The sequence below is a fragment of the Vibrio nereis NBRC 15637 genome (assembly GCF_001591105.1).
In the GTDB taxonomy this organism is placed as follows: domain Bacteria; phylum Pseudomonadota; class Gammaproteobacteria; order Enterobacterales; family Vibrionaceae; genus Vibrio; species Vibrio nereis.
The window spans coordinates 168747-195717 of record NZ_BCUD01000008.1; the positions used below are offsets into that span (position 1 = coordinate 168747).

Genomic DNA, 26971 nt, shown 5'->3' on the forward strand with positions numbered 1-26971 from the left:
AAGGACCTCCTCAACAACAACTCAAATAGCACGAGAAAACGCTAGGCCTGTTCCATCGTACATAGCAAAGGATGTTCGTTCTCCCTAGAATACATAGTGACTTGCGCTACCTTAGTTTCAGCAACCTCTGCGGTAAACGTTCCGCAAATGGCTTTACCGTCATAGTGCACTTTAAGCATCACTTGCGTTGCTTGGTCTGCATTCATTGAGAAAAAACGTTCCAAGATCTCAATTACAAAGTCCATCGGGGTGTAATCATCGTTGTTCAACACAACGTTATACATAGATGGCGGTTTTATTTTTGTTTTTTCTAACTCCAACAGATCGGAATCTGGAGTCACCCATTCAAAATGCTTGCTCATGATAAATCAGTGTTGATGTATAACTTTGTTTTAATTTTACCACTTCAAAGAGCAGATGTTTTGAATTTAGTTCTTACATTAAGGGAAAAACAGTGTGAAATTTTCGTTTCCCATACTTAGAGACTAATCCACCAATTGTGTGGCTGCAAATAAAAGATCTCTTACCGAGCAACTTTGTGTATCTAATTGATTAAAAAGAAGCCGAAAATTATTTTGTCGTGCATATACTCAATTAAATCCACCACCGTTAGTTACAAAAATGTAAATCTCAAAAGTGATTTGTTTGTAAATATGTAGACCCTAATACCTTTTTACTATTGACTGTATTCAATCATTAGCTAAATTGGTCAAATAGTGACTGAAAATTTGGCAGCGGCTGAATTAAAATTCACTTTTTGTTTACACGAGGTCACGTGTAGGCGTTCAAACAACATCAGTAACACAATGCATGAGGGATGTATAGCATGGCTACAGGTACAGTGAAATGGTTTAATAATGCCAAAGGATTTGGTTTTATCTGTCCGGAAGGTGAAGACGGAGATGTATTCGCTCACTACTCAACAATTCAGATGGATGGGTACCGTACTCTGAAAGCAGGCCAACAAGTTACCTTTGAAGTGGAAGAGGGTCCAAAAGGCTATCACGCAAGTGTGGTAACGCCAGTGGAAGCCCAACCAGCAAAATAATCCGCTGCCTAAAAAGTTAGAACGAAAACACAAAAAACCCGCCTTTCGGCGGGTTTCTTTGTTCTTGGTGTTATCGTTTGATAATCGCGTTTAGCGTTGAGCTTGGACGCATCAGAGTCGAAACTTTGTCAAACACAGGTAGGTAGTAGCCACCTAAATCACCAGGATTACCTTGCGCACCATTCAATTCAGCAACAATAGCCTCTTCTTTAGATGCTAGCTCTTCAGCGATTGGAGCGAATTCCGCTGCCAGGTCTGCATCCTCAGTCTGAGAAGCAAGAGCTTGTGCCCAGTAAGTTGCTAGGTAGTAGTGTGAACCACGGTTATCCAGCTCCCCTACTTTACGTGAAGGTGACTTGTTGTTGTCAAGGAACTCACCTGTTGCTTTATCAAGCGCATCCGCCAGAACTTGCGCTTTCGCGTTACCAGTTACTGTGCTTAGGTGCTCAAGAGATGCCGCTAGTGCTAGGAACTCGCCTAAAGAATCCCAACGTAGGTGGTTTTCTTTCTCAACCTGCTGAACATGCTTAGGTGCAGAGCCACCAGCGCCTGTTTCAAATAAACCACCGCCACTCATCAATGGAACAATTGATAGCATCTTCGCAGATGTACCAAGCTCTAGGATTGGGAACAAATCTGTTAGGTAATCACGTAGTACGTTACCTGTTACAGAAATAGTATCTAGTCCTTCTTTGATACGTTCTAGAGAGAACATACATGCTTCTAGTGGTGCAAGGATCTTGATATCTAAACCAGTCGTATCGTGTTCTGGAAGGTAAGCATTCACTTTCTTGATAAGCTCCGCGTCGTGAGCACGGTTTTCATCTAACCAGAAAACTGCTGGAACACCCGTTGCACGAGCACGTGTTACGGCAAGTTTAACCCAGTCTTGAATTGGTGCGTCTTTCACCTGACACATACGGAAGATATCGCCTTCTTCAACTGCTTGCTCAAGTAGAACCGCACCTGAAGCATCTACAATACGTACTGTACCAGCCGCATCAAGGATGAATGTCTTGTCGTGTGAACCATACTCTTCTGCTTTTTGCGCCATTAGACCAACGTTAGGCACACTGCCCATTGTTGTTGGGTCAAATGCGCCGTGTTCTTTACAGAAGTCGATAACTGCTTGGTAGATACCTGCGTAACAACGATCTGGGATCATCGCTTTCGCATCTTTCTGCTTACCATCTGGACCCCACATTTGACCAGAAGAACGCAGCATTGCTGGCATAGATGCATCAACAATAATGTCACTTGGTACGTGTAGGTTGGTAATACCACGGTCTGAATCAACCATTGCTAGTGGTGGTTGAGTTTCGTAAACCGCTTCAAGAGCCGCTTCGATTTCGGCTTTTTGTGCTTCTGGAAGTGCTTGGATCTTGCTGTATACGTCGCCGATACCGTTATTTACATCAACGCCCAGTTTTTCAAAGAGTTCACCGTACTTCGCGAATACATCTTTGTAGTAAACTTTCACTGCGTGACCGAAAATCACTGGGTCAGAGACTTTCATCATGGTCGCTTTCATGTGTAGAGAAAGCAGAACATCTTGCTGTTTAGCCGATTCAATTTCTTGTTCGAAGAACTCAACCAACGCCTTCTTGTTCATGACTGAAGAGTCAATGATCTCTTTATCTTGTAGTGCAAATGGCGCTTTAAGCTCTTTTACGCTGCCGTCTTGACCAACAAATTCGATCTTAACTTCAGTTGCACCATCAACGGTATGAGACTTTTCGCTACCGAAGAAGTCTTTTTCAGACATGCTTGAAACATGAGATTTCGAGTCTTTAGACCACGCGCCCATCGAGTGTGGATTTTTCTTCGCGTAGTTTTTAACAGATAGAGGCGCACGACGGTCAGAGTTACCTTCACGAAGTACAGGGTTTACTGCACTACCTTTAATTTTGTCATACGTTGCTTTGATCGCTTTCTCTTCGTATGTGCTTGGTTCTTCTGGGTAGTTTGGCAGGTTGTAGCCTTTATCTTGTAGCTCTTTAATTGCCGCTTTAAGCTGAGGAATAGAAGCTGAGATGTTAGGAAGTTTGATGATATTTGCTTCTGGAGTTTTAGCAAGGTCACCTAGCTCAGAAAGTGCATCGCCAATGCGCTGTTCTTCAGTTAGATGCTCAGGGAAGTTAGCAATAATACGCCCAGCTAGAGAGATGTCACGGGTATCAACGTCAATACCTGAAGAAGCTGTAAACGACTGAATAATCGGAAGTAGCGAGTAAGTCGCTAGTGCAGGCGCTTCATCAGTAATGGTATAAATGATAGTAGGTTTTTCTGTAGGCATGAAATTTCCCTATAGTTCTGACAAAACCAGTCGGATGAACGGCTTTGTTATGTGTGTCCGCTAACAAGCTATTTATACATCCCCTCACTTATTAGCGATTTGTTGTCTCTTTTGTTTTTACTTACTCTTTTGCTAAAAAGTAAGATCCATGAGAGCTGTTCTTAATAGTTAAACAAAATCGGTATAATAGTCTATTATCTTGTTCACCAATCCTGTATTTGGGCGCGCACATCATAGCCTAAATTGGGCAGAACTGAAACTTTCAAACACACTTCGTTTACATTTTTGCAAGGTAGTTAACATGTCACTACGCTCACGCCGTGAGTCATCTAAGTCTTCATCCCGAGTGGGAAAACCCGGTTTTAAACGTCCAAATTCAACACAACGAACCAAAAAACATTCGTCGCAGAATCGCCGTAAAACCGCTTCAAATAAGCCCAGAGTCGCGCCAGAAGATCGCAAGGTCATCATATTCAATAAGCCGTACGATACACTGAGCCAGTTCACAGATGGCGAAGGTCGCAAAACTCTCGCTGACTATATTGCGGTCAAAGATGTGTACGCGGCTGGCCGCCTTGATCGCGACAGTGAAGGCCTGATGGTGCTCACCAACGATGGTATCTTACAAGCGAAACTGACCCAGCCTAGCTCCAAGTCACCAAAAACTTATTGGGTTCAAGTCGATGGAGCACCAACCGAAGCAGACCTCGATAAGTTACGCAAAGGCGTTGAATTGAAAGATGGTATGACGCTACCAGCACAAGTGGAAATTATGTCAGAGCCGCAAGTATGGGACAGAAATCCTCCCGTGCGATTTCGCGCCAATATACCCACTACGTGGCTGGCCATCACGATCATTGAGGGACGTAACCGCCAAGTACGCCGTATGACGGCAAATATCGGTTTCCCGACTCTGCGCCTGATTCGCTATTCAATGGGGGATATTACGCTTGATGAGTTACAACCCGGTGAATGGAAAGAGATTAAATTATCAAACTAGTACGTTGACTCTCTACACATCCTTCGAGATAAGAGCCAAAACTAAAAAAACGCCACTTCAAATGAAGTGGCGTTTTGAATTTTCTGACCTGAGCGTTGGTTTACTCGGCGTCTTTATCTTTTGCTACTGTCACTGCAACCGCTAGTTCTTCAAGCGCTGCTGGGTTTGCAAGGCTTGGTGCGTCTGTCAGTAGACAAGAAGCCGCTGTTGTTTTAGGGAATGCAATCACATCACGGATGTTCTCTGTACCACATAGCAGCATCACTAGACGGTCAAGACCGAATGCAAGACCAGCGTGTGGAGGTGTACCGAATTTTAGTGCATCAAGCAAGAAGCCAAACTTAAGCTGCTGCTCTTCAGCCGTGATACCTAGAATATCAAATACCGCTGCTTGCATATCTGCGTTGTGGATACGAACAGAACCGCCACCCACTTCGTAACCGTTCAGAACCATGTCGTACGCGTTAGAGTTAGCCGCTGCTGGGTTCGCTTTAAGCTCTTCCGCAGTCACACCTAAAGGCGATGTGAATGGATGGTGCATTGCGTGTAGATTGCCTTCGTCATCTTCTTCAAACATTGGGAAGTCAACAACCCATAGTGGCGCCCATGCAGATTGGTCTGTTAACTCTAGGTCTGTACCTAGTTTCAGACGTAGCGCACCCATCGCTTCTGCAACGATACCCGCTTTATCTGCGCCAAATAGGATGATGTCGCCAGATTCTGCTTGAGTACGGTCTAGAATGCCGTTGATCACGTCTTCGTTTAGGAACTTAGCCACTGGAGACTGGATGCCTTCCATGCCAGCAGCACGGTCGTTAACCTTCATCCAAGCTAGACCTTTCGCACCGTAAATACCAACGAATTCACCGTAACCATCGATTTGCTTACGAGTCAGTGAAGCACCACCTGGTACACGAATTACCGCAACGCGACCTTTCTCATCGTTTGCAGGGCCAGAGAATACTTTGAACTCAACGTCTTTCACTAGATCAGCAACATCGACTAGCTCTAGCGGGTTACGTAGGTCTGGTTTGTCAGAGCCGAAACGACGAATCGCTTCACTAAATGGCATCACTGGGAATTCGCCTAGGTCCACGTTTAGTAGCTCTTGCCACATATCACGAACCATTTTCTCGGTCGTTGCGCGAACTTCGTCAGCCGTCATAAATGACGTTTCGATATCGATCTGAGTAAATTCTGGTTGGCGGTCAGCACGTAAGTCTTCGTCACGGAAACACTTAACGATTTGGTAGTAGCGGTCAAAACCAGACATCATCAGCAGCTGTTTAAATAGCTGTGGAGACTGAGGAAGCGCGTAGAAGCTACCTTTATGCACACGGCTTGGTACTAGGTAGTCACGCGCACCTTCTGGCGTCGCTTTTGTCAGTACTGGCGTTTCGATGTCTAGGAAACCGTTGTCATCTAGGAAACGACGAACGAAGCTAGACGCTTTAGCACGTAGCTTGATGCGGTCGCTCATTTCTGGGCGACGCAGGTCTAGGTAACGGTACTTCAGACGCTGCTCTTCAGAGTTCTTTTGGTTGAAGTCTAGAGGCAGAACGTCAGCACGGTTGATGATTTCAAGACCTTTTGCAAGGATCTCAACTTCACCTGTTGCCATGTCTTTGTTTACTTGGCTGTCTGGACGAACACGAACTTCACCCGTCAGTTTGATACAGAATTCATTACGAAGTGTGTTAGCCACTTCATACGCATCTGCCATATCTGGATCTACAACTACCTGAACGATGCCTTCACGATCTCGCATATCGATAAAAATAAGACCGCCTAAATCACGGCGACGGTTAACCCAGCCGCAAAGTTCTACAGTTTGTCCTGCAAGGGACTTGTTCAGGTGACCACAGTAATGGGTACGCATAATGAAATTCCCAATCTCTTTAAATTTGTTGATTACCATCTATCAGTGATAACGTCACAGATAGTGCAAAGTTCCATTTATACGCTGAAAGTTCGTTTAGATCGACTACCCAGCGTACAATTTATTGCGATTTATTATCTATTGATGCTTTTTAAACCAACTAAGGGATAAAACAGCAGCAATACAAGAAAATTGGCGCTGATTATACCCTTATAATGGGCGCTTCGGCAAAACTCAGTGAGAAGATATTGATAGTTAAATATGGACACTTTACCCCTTAGGCTCGGCCTGACCATGTGGTCACACAACAACTGGCAGCAAAGCTTTTATGGCAGCGGCACGAAACCAGCAGAAAGATTGGCGAAATACGCTCAGGTGTTCCATACAGTAGAAGGAAATACCACCTTTTACGCCACACCCAGTGCTTCCACCGTTTTGAACTGGAAAGCCGCCACACATGATGATTTTCGCTTTACCTTTAAGTTACCTAAAGCAATTACCCACCAGCAAATGCTCAAAGGCAGCCAAGCACAGCTGAAAGAATTCATGCAAATCATGGAGCCACTGCATGACCGCGTTGGACAGTGGACCATACAGCTGCCAGCGGCTTTTGGCCCAAATCATTTAGACGCACTAAAAAAGTTTTGCTCTCTCTTCCCGCCTAACTTTCCGATTGGCGTAGAAGTTAGACACCTTGAGTTTTTTGCGAAAGGCGACGCCGAAAAAGCCTTGAATCATTGGCTCATAGAAAAAGGGTATGACCGGATTATTATGGATAGTCGACCAGTATTTGCCGCAAAGCCCGAGAATGAAGCCATCATAGATGCGCAGATGAAAAAGCCCAAAGTCCCAGTGCATGCGATCGCGACGGCTGCAAACCCTATGATTCGCTTTATCGGTCATCCCGAAGAAAGTAAAAACTACGATTTTTTGGCACCATGGTTAACCAAGCTTCCTGAATGGATAAGCCAAGGGAAACAACCCTATGTAATGATCCACACCGCAGACAATATTGTGGCACCAGAACTTGCCGCTAACCTATACAGAATGTTGCAACAACACTCGGCTCTACCCGACTTAGCACCCTTTCCGGCCAACGATGGCAACTCTCAGATACAGATGTTTTAGCAGGAATCATTTGAAAGCATGACAGAGGCGCGAATTTCTCATAAAATACGCGCCTTTTTAATGGCGGCGATTTGCACCAGCCTTGGGTAAGAGAACGAGTTATGAATCCAAAAAGTAATCCAGATACCATTTTTTCGGCTCCAATCGATAAAATTGGTGATTTCACGTTTGATGAACGTGTCGCTGAAGTGTTTCCGGATATGATTCAACGCTCGGTCCCGGGTTACAGCAACATTATCTCGGCAATCGGTATGCTGGCGGAACGCTTTGTAAAACCACACTCGAATGTGTATGACCTAGGTTGCTCTTTGGGCGCGGCAACACTTTCGATGCGCCGCCATATACAACAAGAAGGCTGTCAGATCATTGCGGTCGATAACTCTTCAGCCATGGTAGAACGCTGCAAACTACACGTTAACGCTTACCGCAGTGATACTCCGGTCGATGTTGTCGAAGCGGATATTCGCGATATCAACATTGAAAACGCGTCGGTAGTGGTGCTGAACTTTACCTTGCAGTTTCTTTCACCAGAAGATCGTTACATATTGCTTGAAAAAATCTATGCTGGCTTACGCCCAGGCGGTATTTTAATTCTGTCTGAAAAGTTCGTATTCGAAGATCAAGTATCCAATGAACTGTTGATCGACCTGCATCATGACTTTAAGCGCGCTAACGGCTATAGCGAGCTAGAGATCAGTCAAAAACGCAGTGCCATCGAAAACGTAATGCGCCCTGACTCAAAAAGAGAACATAAAGAGCGATTCGCTAAAATTGGTTTCAGCAGCTTTGATGTGTGGTTCCAGTGTTTTAACTTTGGTTCCATGTTTGCCATTAAGTAAATGGCCGACTAACGAACACCGTATTTCTTTGTATGTCGTGACGCCCTAGAGCGATATACAATCTATGATTTTTCTGGGGATATAAATTTAGGTACCAGGTTCCGATTCCATGTTTAATTTCGCTAACTTTTACCAGCTGATCGCTCAAGATACTCGTTTACAACCTTGGCTAAACACGCTGCCTCAGCAACTGACAGACTGGCAAAATGCTGAGCATGGTGATTTTGGCCGTTGGTTGAAAGCTCTGAACAAGATCCCTCAAGGTCAACCGGATCACATTGATCTTAAAGAGTCTGTATCCATTAACAACATCGAGCCAATGCACGCTGGCGAGTTTAAGAAACTGGAGAACCTCTTAAAAACCTTCCACCCTTGGCGTAAAGGGCCATACCATGTGCATGGCATCCACATTGATACGGAATGGCGCAGTGACTGGAAATGGGATCGCGTACTGCCTCATATCTCTCCGTTAAAGAATCGCAGCGTGCTGGATGTGGGCTGTGGTAATGGTTATCACATGTGGCGAATGCTCGGTGAAGGCGCCCGTCTGTGTGTCGGCATTGACCCATCTCACCTGTTTTTAATTCAGTTTGAAGCGATTCGTAAACTGATGGGGGATGACCAGCGCGCTCACCTGCTACCACTGGGCATTGAGCAACTGCCAAAACTGGAGGCGTTCGACACCGTATTTAGCATGGGTGTCCTTTACCACCGTCGTTCTCCTTTGGATCACTTAATCCAGCTAAAAGACCAGCTTGTATCTGGTGGCGAACTGATTTTGGAAACGCTCGTGATTGAAGGGGATGAAACCTCGGTGTTGGTCCCTCTCGACCGCTACGCACAAATGCGCAATGTGTACTTTTTCCCATCAGCAAAAGCACTAAAAGTATGGCTAGAACAGGTAGGGTTCGTCGATGTACGTATTGTTGACGAGAATGTCACATCAACCGACGAGCAACGTACCACTGATTGGATGACGCATAACTCTCTGCCTGACTATCTAGATCCCAACGACCCAAGCAAGACTGTAGAAGGTTACCCTGCCCCTCGCCGAGCGGTTCTAGTTGCGAAAAAACCATAGTCTGCCAAGACTCACATAACAATTTGACAAGAAGTTAACTCATAAACAGGCGTTTACCGTTAACCTCTACACAAGCTTTATATACAAGATGAGGGTAATTTTTACCCTCATTTTAGTTTTCACAGACAACCCTTCTATCTTTGTTGCTATTTTGTGGTGGAGTAAGTTGTTGGTGATGAAACTTATACGCTAAACTCTTTAATTATAAATACTTAAAAACTATTGTCAGGTTTATCAATGCTAACCAGATTGACTCCAATCGTAGCCATCGCGCTACTTTCAGGCTGCGCGTTAACAAAAGGCGAGCAATTTCATAATGAAACGCTCACTTCTATTCAGGCCTCTGAAAATAAAATATCTACCCAGCTTGAAAACTTATCACTCCAGCTTGGTGAGCAAGAGAAGTACATAGAGTCATTAGAATCCAAAATTGCCACCCTAGATAAAGAAATTCTGCGTGTGAGAAGAGATGTCATCAGAGAGGTCAAAAAGAAAAATGCACCTGTCGTCGTTCCTGCCCCAGAACCCGTCCAAACCACCCCAACCTATGAAATCGTATTGGGTGAAGTTGAAAGAGTAACCATAGATGCCATTAAGCAATCTTTTGATGCTCGCGTCGATACCGGTGCCGCTACCTCTTCTTTAAATGCAATCGATATAGAAGAGTTCGAACGAAATGGTGATAACTGGGTACGCTTCCACCTGTCAGACGGTGAAACGCCACCGACAGAAGAAAACTGGATTGAAGCACCTATCGTACGCTATGTGAAAATTCGTCAATCTACGACTGATGAGCTAGAACGCCGTGCAGTGGTCGAGCTATGGGTTAAGCTGGGTAAGATCCATGAAAAAGCACAATTTACATTAGCTGATCGCTCTCAAATGACTCACCCAGTACTTCTGGGCCGTGAATTCATTCGCGATATTGCCGTTGTGGATGTGAGCAAAACATACATTCATACTAAAAAAACAAAAAGCTAAGAAAGGTCGCATATGACATCCAAAGTCCCTTTTTATGTTTCGGTTGCAATGCTCATCTTAGCCGGTATCGCACTGAGCATTTTCCGACACCAAACCTATGGCGTGCCATGGACACCAGGCGAAACCCGTCAGGTGTGGGATATTGAAGCCCGCGTCGAATTTAACGCCCAAGGCAAACCCGTTAAAGCCTCTCTCGCCGCTCCAAACACGCAAAATGGCTTTACTCTCGTTAGTGAATCCTCTTCATCATCGGGTTATGGCGTTTCTTACATCAATACCGAAACCGGTCGCCGTGCTGAGTGGTCCATCCGAAATGCAGTCGGTCCTCAAACGATTTACTATAAGGCGCAGTTCTTGGTTGACCCGCAAGCCAATGTAGACGCGATCGAACCTAACGAAGAGATTGAGCCACCAACGTTTGATGGCCCGAAAGAAGCCGCTGCTAAAGCACTTATCGACTTGGCCAACCAGCGCTCAGCCGATGACATCACGTTCACGCGAGAACTCATCAAAACCCTGAATGACTCCGAAAGCCAAAACTCCGCGTTGCTGCTGCACGATATGTCTAAGGTGGAAGCGTTAGATAAGCTACTCGACTATGCGCAAATTCATGGCCGAGTGGTTGGCGTCATTGAGCTGGAAGATGGCAGACGCCGCCAAACCATTCAGCACATGAATCAAGTATGGGACGGGAAACAATGGGTATTGTTTAACCCTGAAAGCGCAGAGCACATCACCGCTCAAAACATCTTGATTTGGGACCAGTCCAATATTTCATTACTGGATTTGATGGGTGGACAAAACAGCCAAGTGCATTTCTCGATGATTGTTCAGGAGGTTTCTCCTCAGCAAGCCACTGACGACAAAGTTCAAGCTGACGGTTTATTAAACTTCTCGATTCATAGTCTTCCTTTGGAAGAACAAGCGATGTTCAAAACCATTATGCTGATCCCGATCGGTGCACTGATTGTGGTATTCCTGCGCGTGATTATTGGCCTGAAAACCTCGGGAACATTCATGCCTGTGCTGATTGCTGTTGCGTTTGTACAAACTCAACTGGTGACAGGTATTGTCGGTTTCTTGCTGATTGTTGGTACAGGTCTGGTGATTCGCAGTTACCTTTCCCGGCTCAACCTCCTTTTAGTCGCAAGGATTTCTGCGGTGATCATTGCCGTAATTATGATCATATCGATCTTTACGGTAGTGGCCTTTAAGATTGGTCTAACCGAAGGTTTATCCATCACTTTCTTCCCGATGATCATTCTGTCTTGGACAATTGAGCGCATGTCCATCTTATGGGAAGAAGAAGGTGCAAAAGAAGTGTTGCTGCAAGGCGGTGGCTCGCTATTGACCGCTGTACTGGTTTACCTTGCGATGACTAACTCGTTCATTCAGCACTTAACCTTTAACTTTATCGGTCTGCAGCTGATTGTTCTGGCGGGTATTCTACTGCTAGGCACTTACACAGGTTACCGTTTAACAGAGCTTCGTCGTTTTAAACCACTAGCGGAGGATTAAGCGATGCTTTCACGTTTAACTTCGCGTTTTACTACCCCAAATAAGCTTCGCCATAAGGGGATCATGGGAATGAACCAACGTAACCATAGTTACATTGGTCGTTACAATGATCGCTCTAAATACCCTTTGGTGGACGATAAGCTTAAAACAAAAATCATTGCTGAGGCGGCTGGTGCCACAGTGCCCAAGCTTATCGGCGTGATCCGTAACCAAGCGGATGTTCCATCAATTCATAACATGGTTAAAGATTGGCCCGGCTTTGTAATTAAACCTGCTCAGGGAAGTGGTGGTAAGGGTATTTTAGTCGTCACTTCGCATAAAGACGGGGTATACACCAAGCCTTCCGGTTCAACCATCAATAAGGAAGATGTTGAGCGCCACATCAGTAATGCCTTAGCGGGGCTATTTTCACTTGGTGGTAAAAACGACGTTGCGGTTGTCGAAAACCTGATTAAGTTTGACGACTGCTTTGATGGTTTCAGCTACGAAGGGGTACCCGATGTTCGTATCATCGTGTTCAAGGGCTATCCTGTCATGGCAATGATGCGTTGCTCTACCGCAGCCTCTGATGGTAAGGCCAACCTTCACCAAGGTGCTGTCGGCGTAGGTATTGATATTGCCACTGGTAAGGCGATCCGCGCGGTCCAATTTGATCAACCAGTCACTCACCATCCTGATACTGGCAAAGACCTTTCGACCTTACAAATCCCTCACTGGGAGCGTTTGCTGGTATTGGCGTCTAGCGCTTGGGAGATGACAGGGTTAGGCTATATGGGAACCGATATGGTGTTAGATAAGGAAGAAGGGCCGATGGTGTTAGAGCTGAACGCTCGCCCGGGCTTAGCGATTCAAATTGCCAATGGAGCAGGCCTGCTTCCAAGACTTCATCATATCGAGAACATCGGGACACCGATGCGCTCCCCTACTCCTGAAGAGCGAGTGGCCTACGCCGCGAAGCAATTTGGTACAGCGGCCAAGTTCAGCACTTCATAAAAAGCACCAAGCCCTATTCATTCGAGTAGGGCTTTTCGTTATCCCTGCGAGCCTAAATAACATCACCATCGTTGTGGCGAAAACTAAAAAGCCCGGCATTAAATAATGCCGGGCTTTTGCGATATTAGCAGAGTGAACTGTTACAGCTCTTCGATGAGCTCTTGGGCTTCACTCTTCGGCTTTTCGGTTTGACCAAAGCCACGCAAACCAACCACATGTACGTGTTCGTGGTCTTTAAACACCTTACGCACCAGTTTGTAGGTCGTACCTTTCTCTGGGCTGATGTTCTCTGGTGCCGCGATAAGAAGCTGCATATCCAAACGGTCACACAGTTCAAACAGTGTCGAGATAGACTTCGCATCCAGGCGGGCTGCCTCATCGAGGAACAGCAAGCGACAAGGCACAATGTCTTTACTGCGCAGACGGCGTGACTCTTCTTCCCAACTCTGAACCACCATCAATAGAATAGACTGACCCGTACCGATCGCCTCACCCGTTGATAGCGCGCCAGATTCCGCTTGTAACCAACCGTCTGAGCCACGGTTTACTTCCACGCTTAACTCTAGGTAGTTACGGTAGTCCAGCAACTCTTCACCCAATACCTGAGGAGAACGCTGCCCCATATCGATGTGTGGGTTTACACGCTGGAATAACTTCGCCATCGCTTCAGAGAAGGTATAGCGAGAGGTTTCAAACAGATCCTTGTGTTGCTCTTGTTGAGAAGCCAGACCATGAAGCAAGATTTCGTGGCTTTCACGAATCTTAACGTTCAAGCGCACGCCTTTTACCTGACCAAATCCAATGTTAGACAAACCTTGGTTTAGCATACGAATACGGTTCTGCTCACGCTGAATCGTCTTCTTAATGATGCTAGCGGCAGATTCAGAACTGATCGCCAGACGGTTTTCACGCTGGGTCAGCTCTTCGGTTAGACGCGCCAGCTCAACTTCCATCTCTTCGATCGCTTCAACCGGATCATCGGTATGGATAATGTCTTGGCGAATACGCTCACGAAGATGCTGGTAGACAGCAATGTAGAACAATACCTTACGTTCAGGGCGAGCATTGTCTTCTGATAGACGCAGTGCATCACGCAGATCATCGTTGTCCGCGACGGCTAAACGAAGTGCACCGAGCGATTTATCCGACATCGAACGAAGCTCGTCTGCTGACATGTACGCCAGCTCGCGCTTGTGTAAACGACGTTCAACATCATTTTCACGTGCCAAGCGGAGCACCGAACACCAGCCTGCTTTTGCCGCGACAACAAACTTACGCAACTCTGCATACTCTTTCTGAACTTTCTTAAGGCGTTTCGCAAGGCCTTTCATTTCAAGTTCTGTCGAGGTAATCGTGCGCTCGTATTCGCTCTTGCGGCTGCGTGAGGTGTGTAAACGCTCTTGCAGTTCGTCACGACGACGCATTGCACGCTCTTCTGCACCCTCGTCCGCGTTGACGCCAAACTCTTGTAGCTCTTGCTTGAACTCTTGAACAGTTTCCAGCTTCGCTTGGTGTGAACTCTTCAGTGATGCCAATACCTGGTTGTATTGGTTTATCTGGCCTTGAGACTGTTTCAACTCTTCACGAGCACGGGTACGAGCACGTTCTGCTTGAACCAGCTTCGACTTAAGCTGCTCGCTCAGCTCACTGCTCTTGTTTAGCAGGTCAACAGAGTCCGAATACGCAAAGTAATGACGGCGCTCAACCAAGTCTGACAACGCGAAGATTTGCTTTTTCAGATCCTGCAGGCGTTGGTCAGCGGCTTTATATTCCGCTTCTAACGCATCAAACTGTTCAGGGTCAGCTTCAAGTGCAGTGGCCACTTTTTCCAGTTCAGCTAGGGCTTTACCGTGACTATTTAGGAAGGCTTTCGCTTCTGATAGCTGAGTGATTTTCTCTTCTAGCTCGTCAAAACGTGCTTGTAGCGTCTCATCTTCAATCAGTGCCATGTGAGGCGCTAACTTATCTAGAGCAGACAAAGCTTGCTTACTGCTTTGTAGTTGCGAACGTTGCTGCTGCTCTTTTGCATCCAAATCCGCAAGTAGGCGCACAACGTGGTTACGCTTTTCACGCAATCCTGCCAGCGCTTGCTCTGGGTCTGATTCAAACGCAACCTGAATGTGTTTCGCGACAAAGCTGTTAAACGCTTGGTATAAACGTTGAAGCTTTTGAGAATCAAACGCAGCTTTAGCGTGTTGTTCCACCACTTCGTCACGCTCAACGCGTAACAGCTCTAAACGTTGTTCTCGTGCAGCTCGGCCAAACAGTGGGATTTCAGGCAGACGAGAGTAACGCATTTGGCGCTCGTTCATACGAACACATACCGCGCCTTCTAACTCTTCAGCATTGAATGAGCTGTCATCAAAGGCATCCACATCACCTTCAATGATGTATAGGTCTTCTGGACAATCGTCCAGCTCCACCAGCTTTTCTTCGATGCCAGAGAGATCAGACACCACGATCGCGTGACGAGCCGGACCATACATAGCACTAAAGTATGGCGCATCATCAATCGTGATATCGTCATAGATTTCAGACAGTAACACGCCACCAAGCGTATCTGCTAAGCCTTTGAGACGTGAGTCATTTGAACCACCCGGAGAGGCCAAACGTTCAATTTCGTTTTCCAATTGAGCGCGACGCTCAGCAAGCTTGTCTTTGGCTAAAGACTGTTGTTTTTCTTGCTCGAGAACAACCTGCATCTGAGACATAACGGCTTGGCTGTCATGCAGCTCAGCACCGCTCTGCTCACGCAGTGTTTCCAGCGCGTCGTTTGCTGCAATCCATGTCGGCGCAATCGCTTCAAGCTTGCGAATCTCACTGGCAGAGTCTTGCTCAATACGGCGTTGCTCACTGCGCTCTTCACGAATGTCTTCTTGAGCCATTTCCAGCGACTCAATCTGCATTGCGTGACGTTCACGCTCTTGTTCAAACGCGATTTCATCTGTCAGCTCAACATGGTGTTGTTTGCGGTAGCCATCCACCAACTCACGCGCTTGGCGCTGCTGGTTAAGGCTACGCTCCAAATCACGATGCTGTGCACGCCACTGCTGCTCATTTTGCGCAACGTGTTCCGCGTTACGTGCTTTTTGTAGCACTTGCTTCGCGTGGCCAGCGGCTTCTTTTCGCTCTACCTGCCCAACAATGCTTTGCACCAACTTCAGTGCTGTATCAAACTGCTGCGCCGCCGCTGATGACATATCCAACTTGTGCTTAACCGAAAGCAGTGTGTTGGTATTTTCAGACTCTTGGGTCTTAAGGTCAGAAACCAGCGTCTGGGCACTTTCCGCTGTCAGGCTTTCATCATCCAGCAACTGTTTGGCTTTTTCTAACGCTTGTACCGCTTGCTGATATTGCAACGCGCGTGTTTGCTGCACGTCCAACGCTTGTTGGTAATCTGCCAGCTGAGTTTTCAGGCTGTCGACTTCTTCTTCAGAAACGGTGGCTTGTTCTTCTGCCATCAGCACACGTTCTTGTGCTTCTTCCACCACCATCACTTGCTCTTCAAGGCGCTCACTCAGCTCCTCAAGATCTTCCTGATAGCGGGAAATTTTCTCTTGCTGACGCAAGGCATTTTGCACAAGCTGTAGGTGGTCCGATGCAGCTTGATAGTCTTGCTCTAGTGCAGATTCAGACTCGACAAGCAGCTCTAACTCTTCCTGAACTCGATTCAGTAAGTTGTTTTGTTCAACCAGCGTCTCACGTGAACCAAACAGTTCTGAACGTAGAGCCAGTGTTTTATCTAGCTTATTGCGACGATCATTGGCATGGCGCATGTAGTCAGCTGCCACGTAGTTCGTCGATTCAGTGATCAGGTGTTTGAATAGGTCACGGTCCGCCTGCGTGGTTTTGATCGCTTCTAACGTCATGCGGTTTTCACGCAGCGCCGATTCCATATCTTGGAATGCTTTCTTCACACCACCGTTTTGAGGCAGAAGATAATCACGCAGAGAACGGGTAATAGCACTTGAAATACCGCCGTACAGGGAGGCTTCGATCAAGCGATAGAATTTAGAACGGTCGCTAGAGTTACGCAGTTTCTTCGGCACAACACCAAACTCAAACATTTGAGCGTGATATTCCACAATTGATGAGAAGGATTTGAACTGCACACCTTCAAATTCTGCAATCGCGTCTTTCACTTCATTGATTTGACGGACACGCGCTTGAGTAGCCGAAACGCTTTCAACCAACACATCGGTCGGTTTTACGTGGCTTGGAAGGCCTTGGATAACAAAAGGTTTGATGTCTACTTTCTTATCACGGCCTGCGACTTGCTGCAGTTTTACCGCAAAAAGCAGACGCTGGTTACGAGAGTTAACCACATCCAGTGCCGCATAACACGCACCTGGCTGGAGCTTACCGTACAGACCTTTATCACGAGAAGATTGGCTACTGCCCGCTTCTGTCGTGTTACGGAAATGCAGCAGCGTTTGATCGGGGATCAAAGCGGTAATAAAGGCCGCCATTGTGGTGGACTTACCCGCACCGTTACCACCAGATAACGTTGTTACCAAACCATCAATATCAAAGGTACGAGCAAAGAAGCCGTTCCAGTTCACCATGGTCAGCGATTGATATTTACCACGTTCAATCATGCTTCACCTTCTTCTACAGTTTCTTCTAGGACTTGCTCATGTTCGTCGCTTTCTTCTTCTGAAAGCAGGCTACCTTGGCTTGGCTCTTTGGTATGCACAACGGCCTCACCGTCACGGATCAGACGTAACTGTGCTTCACGCATATCATCACCCACGCGCACATCGGCACCAAAGCGGAACACGGATTCGCTAATGCTGAATTTACCCGTTTCGCCGATATTGATGATCATACCTAGGCGACGCAGACGACGCAGAGACGTGCGCACTTTTTCAAACAGCTTTTCTTTATCAAGGTCAGAGCCATTAGCGCGGTTTGTCGCCAGCTTGATGAGTTTCTTCTCGTCAGCCAGCGCGATGAGTTCTTCATACAATTCTTGATTGGTGAAGATACCTTCATGAGCTAAACGTTCTGGGCTTAGGTAAAGGAAACACAACACCTTACCCACCAGCATGTCCAGCTCTGATAATACGCTTCGGCCAATCAAAGACGTAGAACGCGGACGAAGGTAAAAGAAACCTTCCGGAGCTTTCACCAGTTCAGTGTTGTAGCGTTGATAAAAAGATGAAAGCTCTACTTCAAAATCAGACAACAACGCGTGGTTGTCTAAATCTTCACTAGAGATATGACGCCCAGCTCGCAGCATGCTATCCAACGCTGGGAACAGAGGGTTAGAAATTGCTTTTACCAGATTTTCTGGCATGTATTCATTAGTATCGGTCGATGACATTTGCTTGTACCTTTGCCCCAAATTCGTTGATCGCTTGCCAGTCTGGTTGAATCGCTTGATAGTCGGATTCTGAGTAACCTAAACGAACCGCCTGATCGACGACAATGCGGGCTAAATCAAAGTGATGAGTGCGCGGGTGCTGGGCAAGGTAGTCTCGCAGTACAGCCCCAAGGTCAATGGGTGTACCTTGCTCTTTGTGCACTCTCAGCATGTCTGCAATGCGCTCAGATAACTCATCATTGACTTGTTGAAACTCTTCGTATTCCACTTCCATTGGCACCTGACCCGTCACTTCATCGTCACGCAGTACCAGGGCTTCATCACGAAGGTCACTGAGCCTTTCTACATCTGCATAAGTCAGATACCAAGGCATATCGAAGTAATCTTTTATCGATTGACGTAAACGCGTACTGAAGGCACGGTTCTTATCCATATCGATGGCCGTACGAATAAACTTGTGAACGTGACGGTCGTAGCCTATCCACAGGTCAATCGCTTGCTGACCCCAACTGGTGATTCGATCCAGTTTCATCTGCAAGCCAAATAGCGCTTCTTCAATAAATTCCAGTTCATCATCACCGTAGACGATTTCCTGAATATCGAGGATCTGAGTCTGTAACTCGTCACTCGCTGCTTGCAGCGTATCTTGAAGCTCTTTCAGTGTGGTGGATGTTTCAGACAGTAGCGCTTCACAGTTATTGATCGCATCACGCCAATCTTTATTAAGCAGGTCGGCAATCTGCTGTTTAACAGATTGTTGTTGCTCATCCATCACACGTTGGTTGAGATCGATTTGATCGAATATTTCCCCAACCGAATATTTGAGTACGCCGTAAACATTCTTTTTCCAATGACCCGGTGTACCGCCCTTTTGTGCCGCTTCGATAGCTTTGGCCATCTCGCCTGCAACCATAGACAGTTGAATAGAAAGTCGTAGTTTGGAAAATTCTCGGTGACGTACGTAGTAGTCGGTGATACCGATTGCCAGAGGAGACAAGCGGTAAATGCTCGCGCCATCGGTAATTTCGCTGGTAAAACGACTCATTAATCGTTGTTTCACCAGTTCGTTAATGGCGTTGTTTGCCCGGAAAGCCGAAGCGTCTCCGGTTTCTTCAAATAGCCGAGTGACGATAGAGAACGCATCATGCAGTTCACCTTCACCCAATTCTTCATCAAACCTTTCGTTGCTAAGTACGGCAATGGCGATCAGAAAAGCCAATCGTTCAGTCGTCAGGTTCAATGAGAAATCGTGCTGCTTCACCCAGCTGACCAATTCATCGATTGGTTGCTCTGCAGCATTGAGAGTCATCTCACTCATTGTTATTCCTGTTTTTCTTTCTTTTTAGCCCATACATGAATGTAACGGCCTAATGAGAGGTATGGCTCTTGTCGACAAAGTTGCTTTTCGAGTGCCAACACATCTTCATACTGGTAATCGCCTGTGTATTGCATATTTCCAATGTAATCACTAAAACAGCGGATACCTGATTTACCACAGATTTCAAAACCTGCGTCTTCGATCCATTGGTAGACGTCTTCAGGTTTCAAGCCTTTCTGTGGCTGTAATTTAAATCTTTTACGGTGCGGCATTCCTTCTAGCACATGAGGGATATTGCCGCACACAACATTTTTGTACACCAGCCCATGATGGTTATAGAACATGATGGATGCCGCCCCACCCGTTTTCACTTGCTGTAGTACTGTTTCCAATGCTGATTTAGGATCCGCCAGCCACTCCATAACCGCATGGAACATGACCACATCGACTTTATCTGTCAGATGGTTTTCTATCATTTGGACGGGCGAATGAATCAGGCGATACTGCTCAAGCAGGCCATTTTTTTCAATATCCTGTTTTGCTAACTGCAACATTTCCGAAGATAGATCACATAACGAGATATGGTGTCCGAGCTTGGCAAGCTTTTGTGACATTTGTGCTAAACCGCCACCCGCATCTAAGACTTCGAGCGATTGTTCCTGCCCACCCACTTTGGCTAGTAATTGCTCTAAATCTTCCCAAACAATGACTTGACGTATTTCGCCTTTGTCAGAGCCATATATGTTTTTTGCAAATTTGTGGGCAATATCGTCGAAATTGCGGTCTTCAGTCACAGCAGCTTAAGGTATTATGTCCAATCGTGCTGCTATTCTGTCACAAGAAAAGCAGGAATAAAGAGGGTTTCTCTTAAAAAATAATCAACTGATGTTTTTTCGGGCTATTTAGTATGTTTGAGCTGAAAAAAGTGCTGTCTTCACTCCTTATGCCATTACCTGCAATGCTTATCATCGGTATTGCGGGCTTGATGTTAATTATGTTTACAAGGAATCAGAAGACAGGCTGTTTTATCGTCCTTTTCTCGTTCATTGGTATTTTCCTCATCGCATTTCAACCTGTTTCTTCCAGACTCCTGATGCCTCTCGAACGTCAATACACTGCATTTTTTCCGGTAGACGAATCGATTGACTACGTCATGGTGCTTGGCAGCGGACATGTTGTCGATGATGAAATCCCACCAACCTCTGAGCTAAGCCGCACAGGTTTAATGCGTCTGACAGAAGGGATCCGTATTATGCGCATTTATCCTGGCTCAAAGCTGATTCTGTCTGGCTATTCGGGCGGTTCTGAAGTCAGCAATGCGCGGATGATGGCAAAGGTCGCCTTAGAGCTTGGGGTCGCCAAGTCTGACATTATTCTTTTAGAAACGGCGAAAGATACTTGGGAAGAAGCGCGTCAGGCTGCAGCGTTTGTCAGTTATAAAAAACTGATCCTAGTCACCTCGGCTAGCCACATGGAGCGCGCACTGAATGAGTTTCACGCGGCGGGTTTGAATCCATACCCTGCACCAACCAATTACCTTGCTCATCAAAATGTGACTCAGCCTTGGGTTAAGTACACACCTAAAGCGGTTTACCTAGAACAAACTGAGCGCTACTGGCACGAAACGCTAGGTCGCTTATGGCAAACACTACGCGATTGGATATCGAAGCCTGACAAAGCCAGCTTGCCTGTTACTGAAAATGAGGAATAAAAAAATACCGAGGTGAAAGCCTCGGTATTTTTTTATCTGATTGTTTTACCCGCTTAGTCACCCGCAAACATGTACCCTTCGCCGTGTACCGTAACGAAGATTTGTGGGTTCTTAGGGTCGAACTCCATCTTGGCACGCATGCGACGGATCAACACATCAATCGTACGATCGTTCGGGGCATCTACTCGGTGGCTGATCATATTCAAAATTCGCTCACGACTCAGTACCTGTCTAGGGTGCGACGATAATGCTACCAACAACTCATATTCCGCTTTGGTTAATTTGACAGGTTCACCGGCATGGCTTAAGGCGCGGCGCTGAATATCAAATGTCCACTCTCCAAAGCGAACAACGTGTTCATCCTGTTTGGTGTCATCAATGACCCCTGAAGCACTGCGCGCGTTTGAAATTCGCCACAATAAGTTTTTTACGCGCACCAAAAGCTCTCTAAGCTCAAATGGCTTGGTTACGTAATCATCGGCGCCCATTTCTAGGCCAACAATTTTATCAATGCTATCCGTGCGTCCTGTTACCAGGATAATCCCAATGTCTGATTTACTGCGCAGTTCGCGAGTTAGCATCAAACCATCCTCACCTGGAAGGTTGATATCTAGCATCACCAAATCTATCGCATTGTTCTGTAGCGATTCGCGCATTTCTTCGCCGCTTTCAGCTTCGCTTACTTGGTAACCTTCATTCTGAAAATAGCCAACGAGCTTGCTGCGAGTTACCGCGTCATCTTCTACAACTAGTACGTGATAGTTCATTTACACCACTTATTTACATTGGTCATCGTATTAATCTGTATTCTATTCATAACTAGTAACATTTCTAGTATTTGTCACTTTAAATCGAAGAAAGATGATTTTTTATTGATTCAAAACAAACCCCGCTGTCCCGTTCATTTTTATTTATATTCAATCTTAATCTAGCACAAGCGGCATTATCGCTATTCATTTTTATTCTGTAGACTACACAACAGTTATCTTAGGAGTCTCACCTAATGCAAGAAATTAAAGCATTCAATGAAAAACGCGCTGAAATCTATTGGTGGCTATCAAGCCTATTGGCAAGAGAGCTAACGCAAGAAGGCCTAGAACAATATCATTCTGCAGAAATTCGTTCTTTTCTGTCAGGTCTTGGCGAAAATGAGTCGCTGAAACCTGCTGTTACAAAAGTCGTCGATACGCTCAATCGTCTATTAGACAGAGATGATGCACAGCTAGAGTTGGCCGCTGACTTCTGTGACCTATTCCTAAAATCAGACAAAGACTCTGCCCTCCCATATGCGTCTATGTACATTGGTAAGTCTGGGTTATTGGATGATAAACCTGCACGAGAAATCGAAGCATTGATGCAAACTCGTGGTATCACCGTTGATAAAAATCTTAACGAGCCTGCAGATCATATCGCTATCGAACTAGATTTCTTAGGCAACTTAATCATTCTTTCCAATAAGTTAGATAATGAAAGTGAGCTAAACTCCGCTTTAGAGGAACAAGAGCACTTCATTCAACAACACTTGCTGAGTTGGGCACCACAGTTTTCTGCAAAATGTCAGAAACTGGATAAGTTTGGCTTTTACGCAGCGATCGTTCAATTGCTTGTCTCTTTCCTAGAATTGGATTGCCGCTATCTAAACGGTGAATAGAATCCCATATTCTTTGTGGGCTTTAATCTGATCAGCAAACCTTTTATTTGCTCTTAAAAGGTTTGCAGTCTAGAATCTTGGCCGCAAACGATAACAATGAACGAAATGAATACAAACCGCTAAAAAAGCGGTTTTTGTGTTTCTGATACTTTCTGCCAAATTATTCTAAACTTGAATATACCTCCGTGGCAGCTATCGACAGGACAGAACTCTATGGCCACTATTAAAGACGTTGCCCGCTTAGCTGGTGTGTCAACGACAACGGTTTCACATGTAATTAATAAAACACGCTTTGTTGCTGAAGCTACTCAAGAAAAAGTAATGGAAGCAGTCAAAGAGCTAAACTACGCACCAAGTGCAGTTGCTCGTAGCTTAAAGTGCAACAGCACGCGAACCATTGGCATGCTAGTCACTCAGTCGACTAACTTATTCTTCTCAGAAGTTATCGACGGTGTTGAAAGTTATTGTTACCGTCAGGGTTACACGCTAATCCTGTGTAATACAGGTGGTATCTACGAGAAACAGCGCGACTACATTCGTATGCTGGCAGAAAAGCGTGTCGATGGCATTCTTGTGATGTGCTCTGATCTGACTGAAGAACTGAGTGAAATGCTCGCACGTCACAAAGACATTCCTAAAGTTATCATGGACTGGGGCCCAGAAAGCTCTCAAGCAGACAAAATCATTGATAACTCGGAAGAAGGTGGCTATTTGGCGACTAAGTACCTGATTGATCATGGTCATAAAGACATTGCTTGTTTAAGTGGGCATTTTGAAAAACTCGCCTGTCAGGAACGTATCGCTGGTTACAGACGTGCGATGGAAGAAGCCAACTTAGCTGTTGATGAAGACTGGATTTTAGAAGGTAACTTCGAGTGTGACACCGCGGTACTGGCAGCAGATAAAATCGTCGCCATGGACAAAAAACCTTCAGCAGTTTTTTGCTTCAATGACACGATGGCGCTTGGCCTGATGAGCAGACTGCAACAAAAAGGAATCCGCGTACCTGAAGACATGTCTGTGATTGGCTATGACAACATCGAGCTAGCAGAGTACTTCTCTCCACCATTGACGACTGTACACCAACCAAAACGCCGTGTTGGTAAAAACGCGTTTGAAATTCTTCTAGAGCGTATCAAAGACAAAGAACACGAGAAGCGTGTATTTGAAATGCACCCAGAAATAGTGGAACGTTGCACAGTACGTGATTTGAATAAATAGTCGAATTGTGCGTTTAACCCTTTGATTAATTGATGGTTAAACGCACACCACCCGCCCCTTTACTGAAGCAAGATCACATTTAAATGATGTCGTCATGATAATCTGAACGATTTTTATTTATCCTCTGAATGTTCGACCACAGCCACGAACAGGGCAAACTATTCCGAAAGGGTAGGACGCAAAGCCACCGGCCTTCAAGTACATTGTTACCAGGTAGCGGGGTTGCCGAACGGCAAGAGTGCAAATGCAATACTAAGAGAAACTTAACAAACCCTCTGTACTATTTAATTTGCGACAGAGGCTCAATCTTTACAGACTATTGCATATCTGTATGACACCATATTGACAAAGTATCTGCATAATTTTGCTAATCTCTCGGACCTGAATTGGTGGCGTATTGATATACACCGAGAAAAGACTGCATGGATAAACCAATACTTAAAGACTCTATGAGGCTATTTCAGCGTCTAGGGAAAATCCACTCTCGCTCAATGTTTGGCGGCTTCGGCATCTTTGCCGATGATACGATGTTTGCCCTTGTGGTAAACGACAAGCTGCACATTAGAGCAGATGATGAACTGACAAAGAAATTTAAGACATTAGGGCTTGAACCATACGTTTATAAAAAGCGTGGTTTCCCGGTAGTGACAAAGTACTTTGCTTTGACGGAAGACTGGTCAAATGACGCTCAGCGCACGCTTGATATCGCACAAGAAGCACTCGAAGCAGCCAAGCAAGATAAACAAGTTCAGGCACAAGCCAAGCCAAATCGTCTCAAAGACTTGCCTAACCTACGCCTAGCAACAGAGCGTATGTTGAAAAAAGCGGGTATCTCAGATGTCGAGTCGCTTGAAAAAGCAGGTGCTGTTGAGGCATTTAAAGCCATTCAATCGACGCACACATCCGATTTAAACATGGAGCTGCTTTGGGCTTTAGAGGGCGCGATCAATGGTACACACTGGTCTGTGATCCCCCAATCGCGCAGAGAAGAGTTACTCAGTATGTTAAATGACTAAGTTTAAAAAGTTCTGAAAAAGTCAGCCTCGTGCTGACTTTTTCTATTTTAGGGAAATTTTTTGCTTCCTAAGACGTTCTTATCCGGTATACAAAGTGGGAGCGTTATTCTTATGATGGTTTCCCCACATTAAGCTGAATGCACTCTTTGACATAGGAAGCGGCAATGAATAAAAAATTGATTCTGGGCTTATTTTTGGCTGGTCTCATCATCTTTTTAGCGATCAATTTTGGCCAATATTTCACATTGGAAAATGCCAAAGCTCAACAAATCGCTCTGGATGATTATATTCACGCTAATTTCGCCCTGGCAGCACTGATCTACTTCATCACTTATATCGCCATCACTGCATTCTCAATACCGGGGGCAGCTGTCGTAACTCTGTTGGGTGCGGCTCTATTTGGTTTCTGGACAAGTTTACTGTTGGTTTCATTCGCCAGCACAATAGGCGCAACGCTGGCTTTTTTAAGTAGCCGTTTCTTGCTGAAGGAGTGGGTACAAACTAAGTTTGGCGAAAAGCTTCAAGCGATCAACCAAGGCGTTGAACGCGACGGTGCGTTCTATCTTTTCTCATTGCGCCTTATTCCGGTGTTTCCATTCTTCTTGATTAACCTTTTGATGGGCCTGACGCCAATCTCTGTCAGCCGTTACTATTTCGTCAGTCAATTAGGAATGTTGCCAGGCACCGCCGTCTATTTAAACGCAGGGACACAATTGGCACAAATCGAGACGCTATCGGGCATTGTTTCCCCTTCTGTATTAGCTTCGTTTGCGCTACTGGGCCTGTTTCCTATCATTGTGAAGTGGTTAATGTCTAAGCTTAGATCACCACAACCTGACAATGGCCACTCTTAATGAACGTATTCACTGCCAATAATCCACCTGAGGCTCATATTATCTGCGAGCTGCTTAAGTCTCATGGAATTCGATGCGAAGTTCGTGGAGAAGGCATTTTTGGGCTTCAGGGTGAAGTACCTTTTGGTGAGAATAGTGCCCCCTATGTCTGGCTATTGGACCATGATAAAGAGAACGCGGCGAACGAAGTGATTCAGCAGTTCTATTCCCCTATTCAGGGACACCCGTGGACATGCCATAAGTGCGGAGAAATAAATGAACCTCAGTTTGCTGTTTGTTGGCAATGCGGCTCAGCTTCTCACTAAGCGGATGTAATTTGCTGTTTGATAAAATCGATGGAGTGTTGATTGAATTCATCCGCTCGCTCTACGTTACAGACATGGCCACAGTTTGGTATCTCTAAAAGCTTGCTACGGCTATGTACAGCAACCATTTCTTTCACGGGCTTGATAAACATGTAATCACGCTCACCCATTAGATAGAGTGTGGGAATCGGTAATTCTCGATCTTTAAAGTAACGCATTAGCGGGTTGACTTCGGTTGTCAGGATATACCAGCGTTTAAATTCGTTTTGGCATAATTTCTTGGCTTCACGAATAAAAAGGTGGCGAGACTCTCTTTGAGCGCGTTGCGGCATAACAATATAAGCAAATAAACTGTACAACCACATGTAAGGCACTATGTGTTTGCATAGGTTACCCACACGTACCAGAAACTGTGAACGCATGTTAAAGCGTGTTACAGCGCCTCCCAGCACCATAGACTTAACACGATCAGAGGCTAATTCAGCGATGTTTCGTACGATTATTGTCCCCAATGACATACCCACGAAATGTGCAGAAGAAATTTTGAGGTGATCTAAGACTTTTAAAATATCTTGTGTCACTTCTTTAAAGGTATAGCGATTGGAAATGAGCTCTTTAAGCAGTTGATTAGATTTACCATGTCCGCGTAGATCCAATAAAAGCAAATTAAAGTGTGCTTTATAGGCTTTGATCTGCTTAAACCAAATCGATGAACTTCCCCCCGCACCATGCACAAAAACGACCCACTCTTTGCTGGTAGGATGTACATAAGTTTTGTGAAAAAGCAGTGTAGAACTCATATCGTT

Annotated in this window: 23 protein-coding genes and 1 riboswitch; of the genes, 14 read left to right on the forward strand and 9 right to left on the reverse strand. The window is 45.6% G+C overall.

Features of this window, described 5'->3' with window-relative positions; genetic code table 11:
• Positions 1-41 precede the first annotated feature (41 nt).
• The gene (gene clpS / locus VNE01S_RS10985; protein ID WP_053393810.1) at positions 42-362 is read right to left on the reverse strand and encodes an ATP-dependent Clp protease adapter ClpS; all 321 of its coding nucleotides are present in this window, start codon (positions 360-362) and stop codon (positions 42-44) included.
• A 464-nt stretch (positions 363-826) separates the two neighbouring features.
• Here clpS and cspD point away from each other — a divergent pair, with 464 nt between their 5' ends.
• Positions 827-1048 carry a cold shock domain-containing protein CspD gene (gene cspD, locus VNE01S_RS10990; RefSeq protein WP_061781642.1) on the forward strand — a complete coding sequence of 74 codons (222 nt, stop codon included), beginning with the start codon at positions 827-829 and terminating at the stop codon, positions 1046-1048.
• Between the two features lie 70 nt (positions 1049-1118).
• Here the strand turns inward: cspD and VNE01S_RS10995 are convergent, their stop codons facing one another.
• Positions 1119-3344 carry an NADP-dependent isocitrate dehydrogenase gene (locus VNE01S_RS10995; RefSeq protein WP_053393808.1) on the reverse strand — a complete coding sequence of 742 codons (2226 nt, stop codon included), beginning with the start codon at positions 3342-3344 and terminating at the stop codon, positions 1119-1121.
• 301 nt (positions 3345-3645) lie between these two features.
• On the opposite strand from VNE01S_RS10995, the gene VNE01S_RS11000 reads away from it, so the two are divergent.
• On the forward strand, positions 3646-4344 hold the full coding sequence (locus VNE01S_RS11000; RefSeq protein WP_053393807.1) for a pseudouridine synthase: 699 nt from the start codon (positions 3646-3648) through the stop codon (positions 4342-4344).
• Between the two features lie 100 nt (positions 4345-4444).
• On the opposite strand, the gene aspS is transcribed toward VNE01S_RS11000, so the two are convergent.
• Positions 4445-6223 carry an aspartate--tRNA ligase gene (gene aspS / locus VNE01S_RS11005; RefSeq protein WP_053394073.1) on the reverse strand — a complete coding sequence of 593 codons (1779 nt, stop codon included), beginning with the start codon at positions 6221-6223 and terminating at the stop codon, positions 4445-4447.
• A gap of 261 nt (positions 6224-6484) precedes the next feature.
• Between aspS and VNE01S_RS11010 the strand changes: the two genes are divergently transcribed.
• From VNE01S_RS11010 to VNE01S_RS11035, 6 genes are all read left to right on the forward strand, one after another.
• Entirely contained in the window at positions 6485-7351 is an 867-nt protein-coding gene (locus tag VNE01S_RS11010) for a DUF72 domain-containing protein (protein WP_053393806.1), read from the forward strand.
• Positions 7352-7452: 101 nt separating this feature from the next.
• A complete protein-coding gene (gene cmoA, locus VNE01S_RS11015) occupies positions 7453-8190 on the forward strand; it encodes a carboxy-S-adenosyl-L-methionine synthase CmoA (RefSeq protein ID WP_053393805.1) in 738 nt (245 codons plus the stop codon).
• Positions 8191-8299: 109 nt separating this feature from the next.
• A complete protein-coding gene (gene cmoB / locus VNE01S_RS11020; RefSeq protein ID WP_053393804.1) occupies positions 8300-9271 on the forward strand; it encodes a tRNA 5-methoxyuridine(34)/uridine 5-oxyacetic acid(34) synthase CmoB in 972 nt (323 codons plus the stop codon).
• A gap of 237 nt (positions 9272-9508) precedes the next feature.
• Complete coding sequence (locus tag VNE01S_RS11025) at positions 9509-10252, forward strand: ATP-dependent zinc protease family protein (protein ID WP_053393803.1); 744 nt, start codon at positions 9509-9511, stop codon at positions 10250-10252.
• Positions 10253-10264: 12 nt separating this feature from the next.
• Positions 10265-11770 carry an inactive transglutaminase family protein gene (locus VNE01S_RS11030; protein WP_053393802.1) on the forward strand — a complete coding sequence of 502 codons (1506 nt, stop codon included), beginning with the start codon at positions 10265-10267 and terminating at the stop codon, positions 11768-11770.
• 3 nt (positions 11771-11773) lie between these two features.
• The gene (locus VNE01S_RS11035) at positions 11774-12763 is read left to right on the forward strand and encodes an alpha-L-glutamate ligase-like protein (RefSeq protein WP_053393801.1); all 990 of its coding nucleotides are present in this window, start codon (positions 11774-11776) and stop codon (positions 12761-12763) included.
• 140 nt (positions 12764-12903) lie between these two features.
• Here VNE01S_RS11035 and mukB read toward each other — a convergent pair whose 3' ends face one another.
• From mukB to cmoM, 4 genes are read right to left on the reverse strand one after another with little or no spacing between them, the layout of a single operon-like run.
• Positions 12904-17361, reverse strand: a complete 4458-nt coding sequence (gene mukB, locus VNE01S_RS11040; RefSeq protein ID WP_053393800.1) for a chromosome partition protein MukB — start codon at positions 17359-17361, stop codon at positions 12904-12906.
• Entirely contained in the window at positions 17358-18089 is a 732-nt protein-coding gene (gene mukE / locus VNE01S_RS11045) for a chromosome partition protein MukE (RefSeq protein ID WP_053393799.1), read from the reverse strand. Before mukE ends, mukB begins: the two co-directional genes overlap by 4 nt.
• Entirely contained in the window at positions 18070-19407 is a 1338-nt protein-coding gene (mukF, locus tag VNE01S_RS11050; protein WP_053393798.1) for a chromosome partition protein MukF, read from the reverse strand. Before mukF ends, mukE begins: the two co-directional genes overlap by 20 nt.
• 2 nt (positions 19408-19409) lie before the next feature.
• The gene (cmoM, locus tag VNE01S_RS11055; RefSeq protein ID WP_053393797.1) at positions 19410-20201 is read right to left on the reverse strand and encodes a tRNA uridine 5-oxyacetic acid(34) methyltransferase CmoM; all 792 of its coding nucleotides are present in this window, start codon (positions 20199-20201) and stop codon (positions 19410-19412) included.
• 113 nt (positions 20202-20314) lie between these two features.
• Here cmoM and elyC point away from each other — a divergent pair, with 113 nt between their 5' ends.
• A complete protein-coding gene (gene elyC / locus VNE01S_RS11060; RefSeq protein WP_053393796.1) occupies positions 20315-21118 on the forward strand; it encodes an envelope biogenesis factor ElyC in 804 nt (267 codons plus the stop codon).
• 53 nt (positions 21119-21171) lie between these two features.
• Here elyC and torR read toward each other — a convergent pair whose 3' ends face one another.
• Positions 21172-21885 (reverse strand): two-component system response regulator TorR, encoded by a 714-nt coding sequence (gene torR / locus VNE01S_RS11065; protein WP_053393795.1) that lies wholly within the window; start codon positions 21883-21885, stop codon positions 21172-21174.
• Between the two features lie 236 nt (positions 21886-22121).
• On the opposite strand from torR, the gene torD reads away from it, so the two are divergent.
• From torD to VNE01S_RS11090, 5 genes are all read left to right on the forward strand, one after another.
• The gene (gene torD, locus VNE01S_RS11070; protein ID WP_053393794.1) at positions 22122-22769 is read left to right on the forward strand and encodes a molecular chaperone TorD; all 648 of its coding nucleotides are present in this window, start codon (positions 22122-22124) and stop codon (positions 22767-22769) included.
• 213 nt (positions 22770-22982) lie between these two features.
• Entirely contained in the window at positions 22983-23990 is a 1008-nt protein-coding gene (purR, locus tag VNE01S_RS11075; RefSeq protein ID WP_053393793.1) for an HTH-type transcriptional repressor PurR, read from the forward strand.
• 142 nt (positions 23991-24132) lie between these two features.
• A riboswitch (cyclic di-GMP riboswitch) is annotated at positions 24133-24220 on the forward strand.
• Between the two features lie 192 nt (positions 24221-24412).
• Complete coding sequence (locus tag VNE01S_RS11080; protein ID WP_053393792.1) at positions 24413-25006, forward strand: TfoX/Sxy family DNA transformation protein; 594 nt, start codon at positions 24413-24415, stop codon at positions 25004-25006.
• A 164-nt stretch (positions 25007-25170) separates the two neighbouring features.
• On the forward strand, positions 25171-25860 hold the full coding sequence (locus VNE01S_RS11085) for a TVP38/TMEM64 family protein (protein WP_053393791.1): 690 nt from the start codon (positions 25171-25173) through the stop codon (positions 25858-25860).
• Positions 25860-26165, forward strand: a complete 306-nt coding sequence (locus VNE01S_RS11090; protein WP_053393790.1) for a putative signal transducing protein — start codon at positions 25860-25862, stop codon at positions 26163-26165. Before VNE01S_RS11085 ends, VNE01S_RS11090 begins: the two co-directional genes overlap by 1 nt.
• Here VNE01S_RS11090 and VNE01S_RS11095 read toward each other — a convergent pair.
• Positions 26162-26965 (reverse strand): alpha/beta fold hydrolase, encoded by an 804-nt coding sequence (locus tag VNE01S_RS11095; RefSeq protein ID WP_053393789.1) that lies wholly within the window; start codon positions 26963-26965, stop codon positions 26162-26164. The genes VNE01S_RS11090 and VNE01S_RS11095 overlap by 4 nt on opposite strands.
• Between the last annotated feature and the right edge of the window lie 6 nt (positions 26966-26971).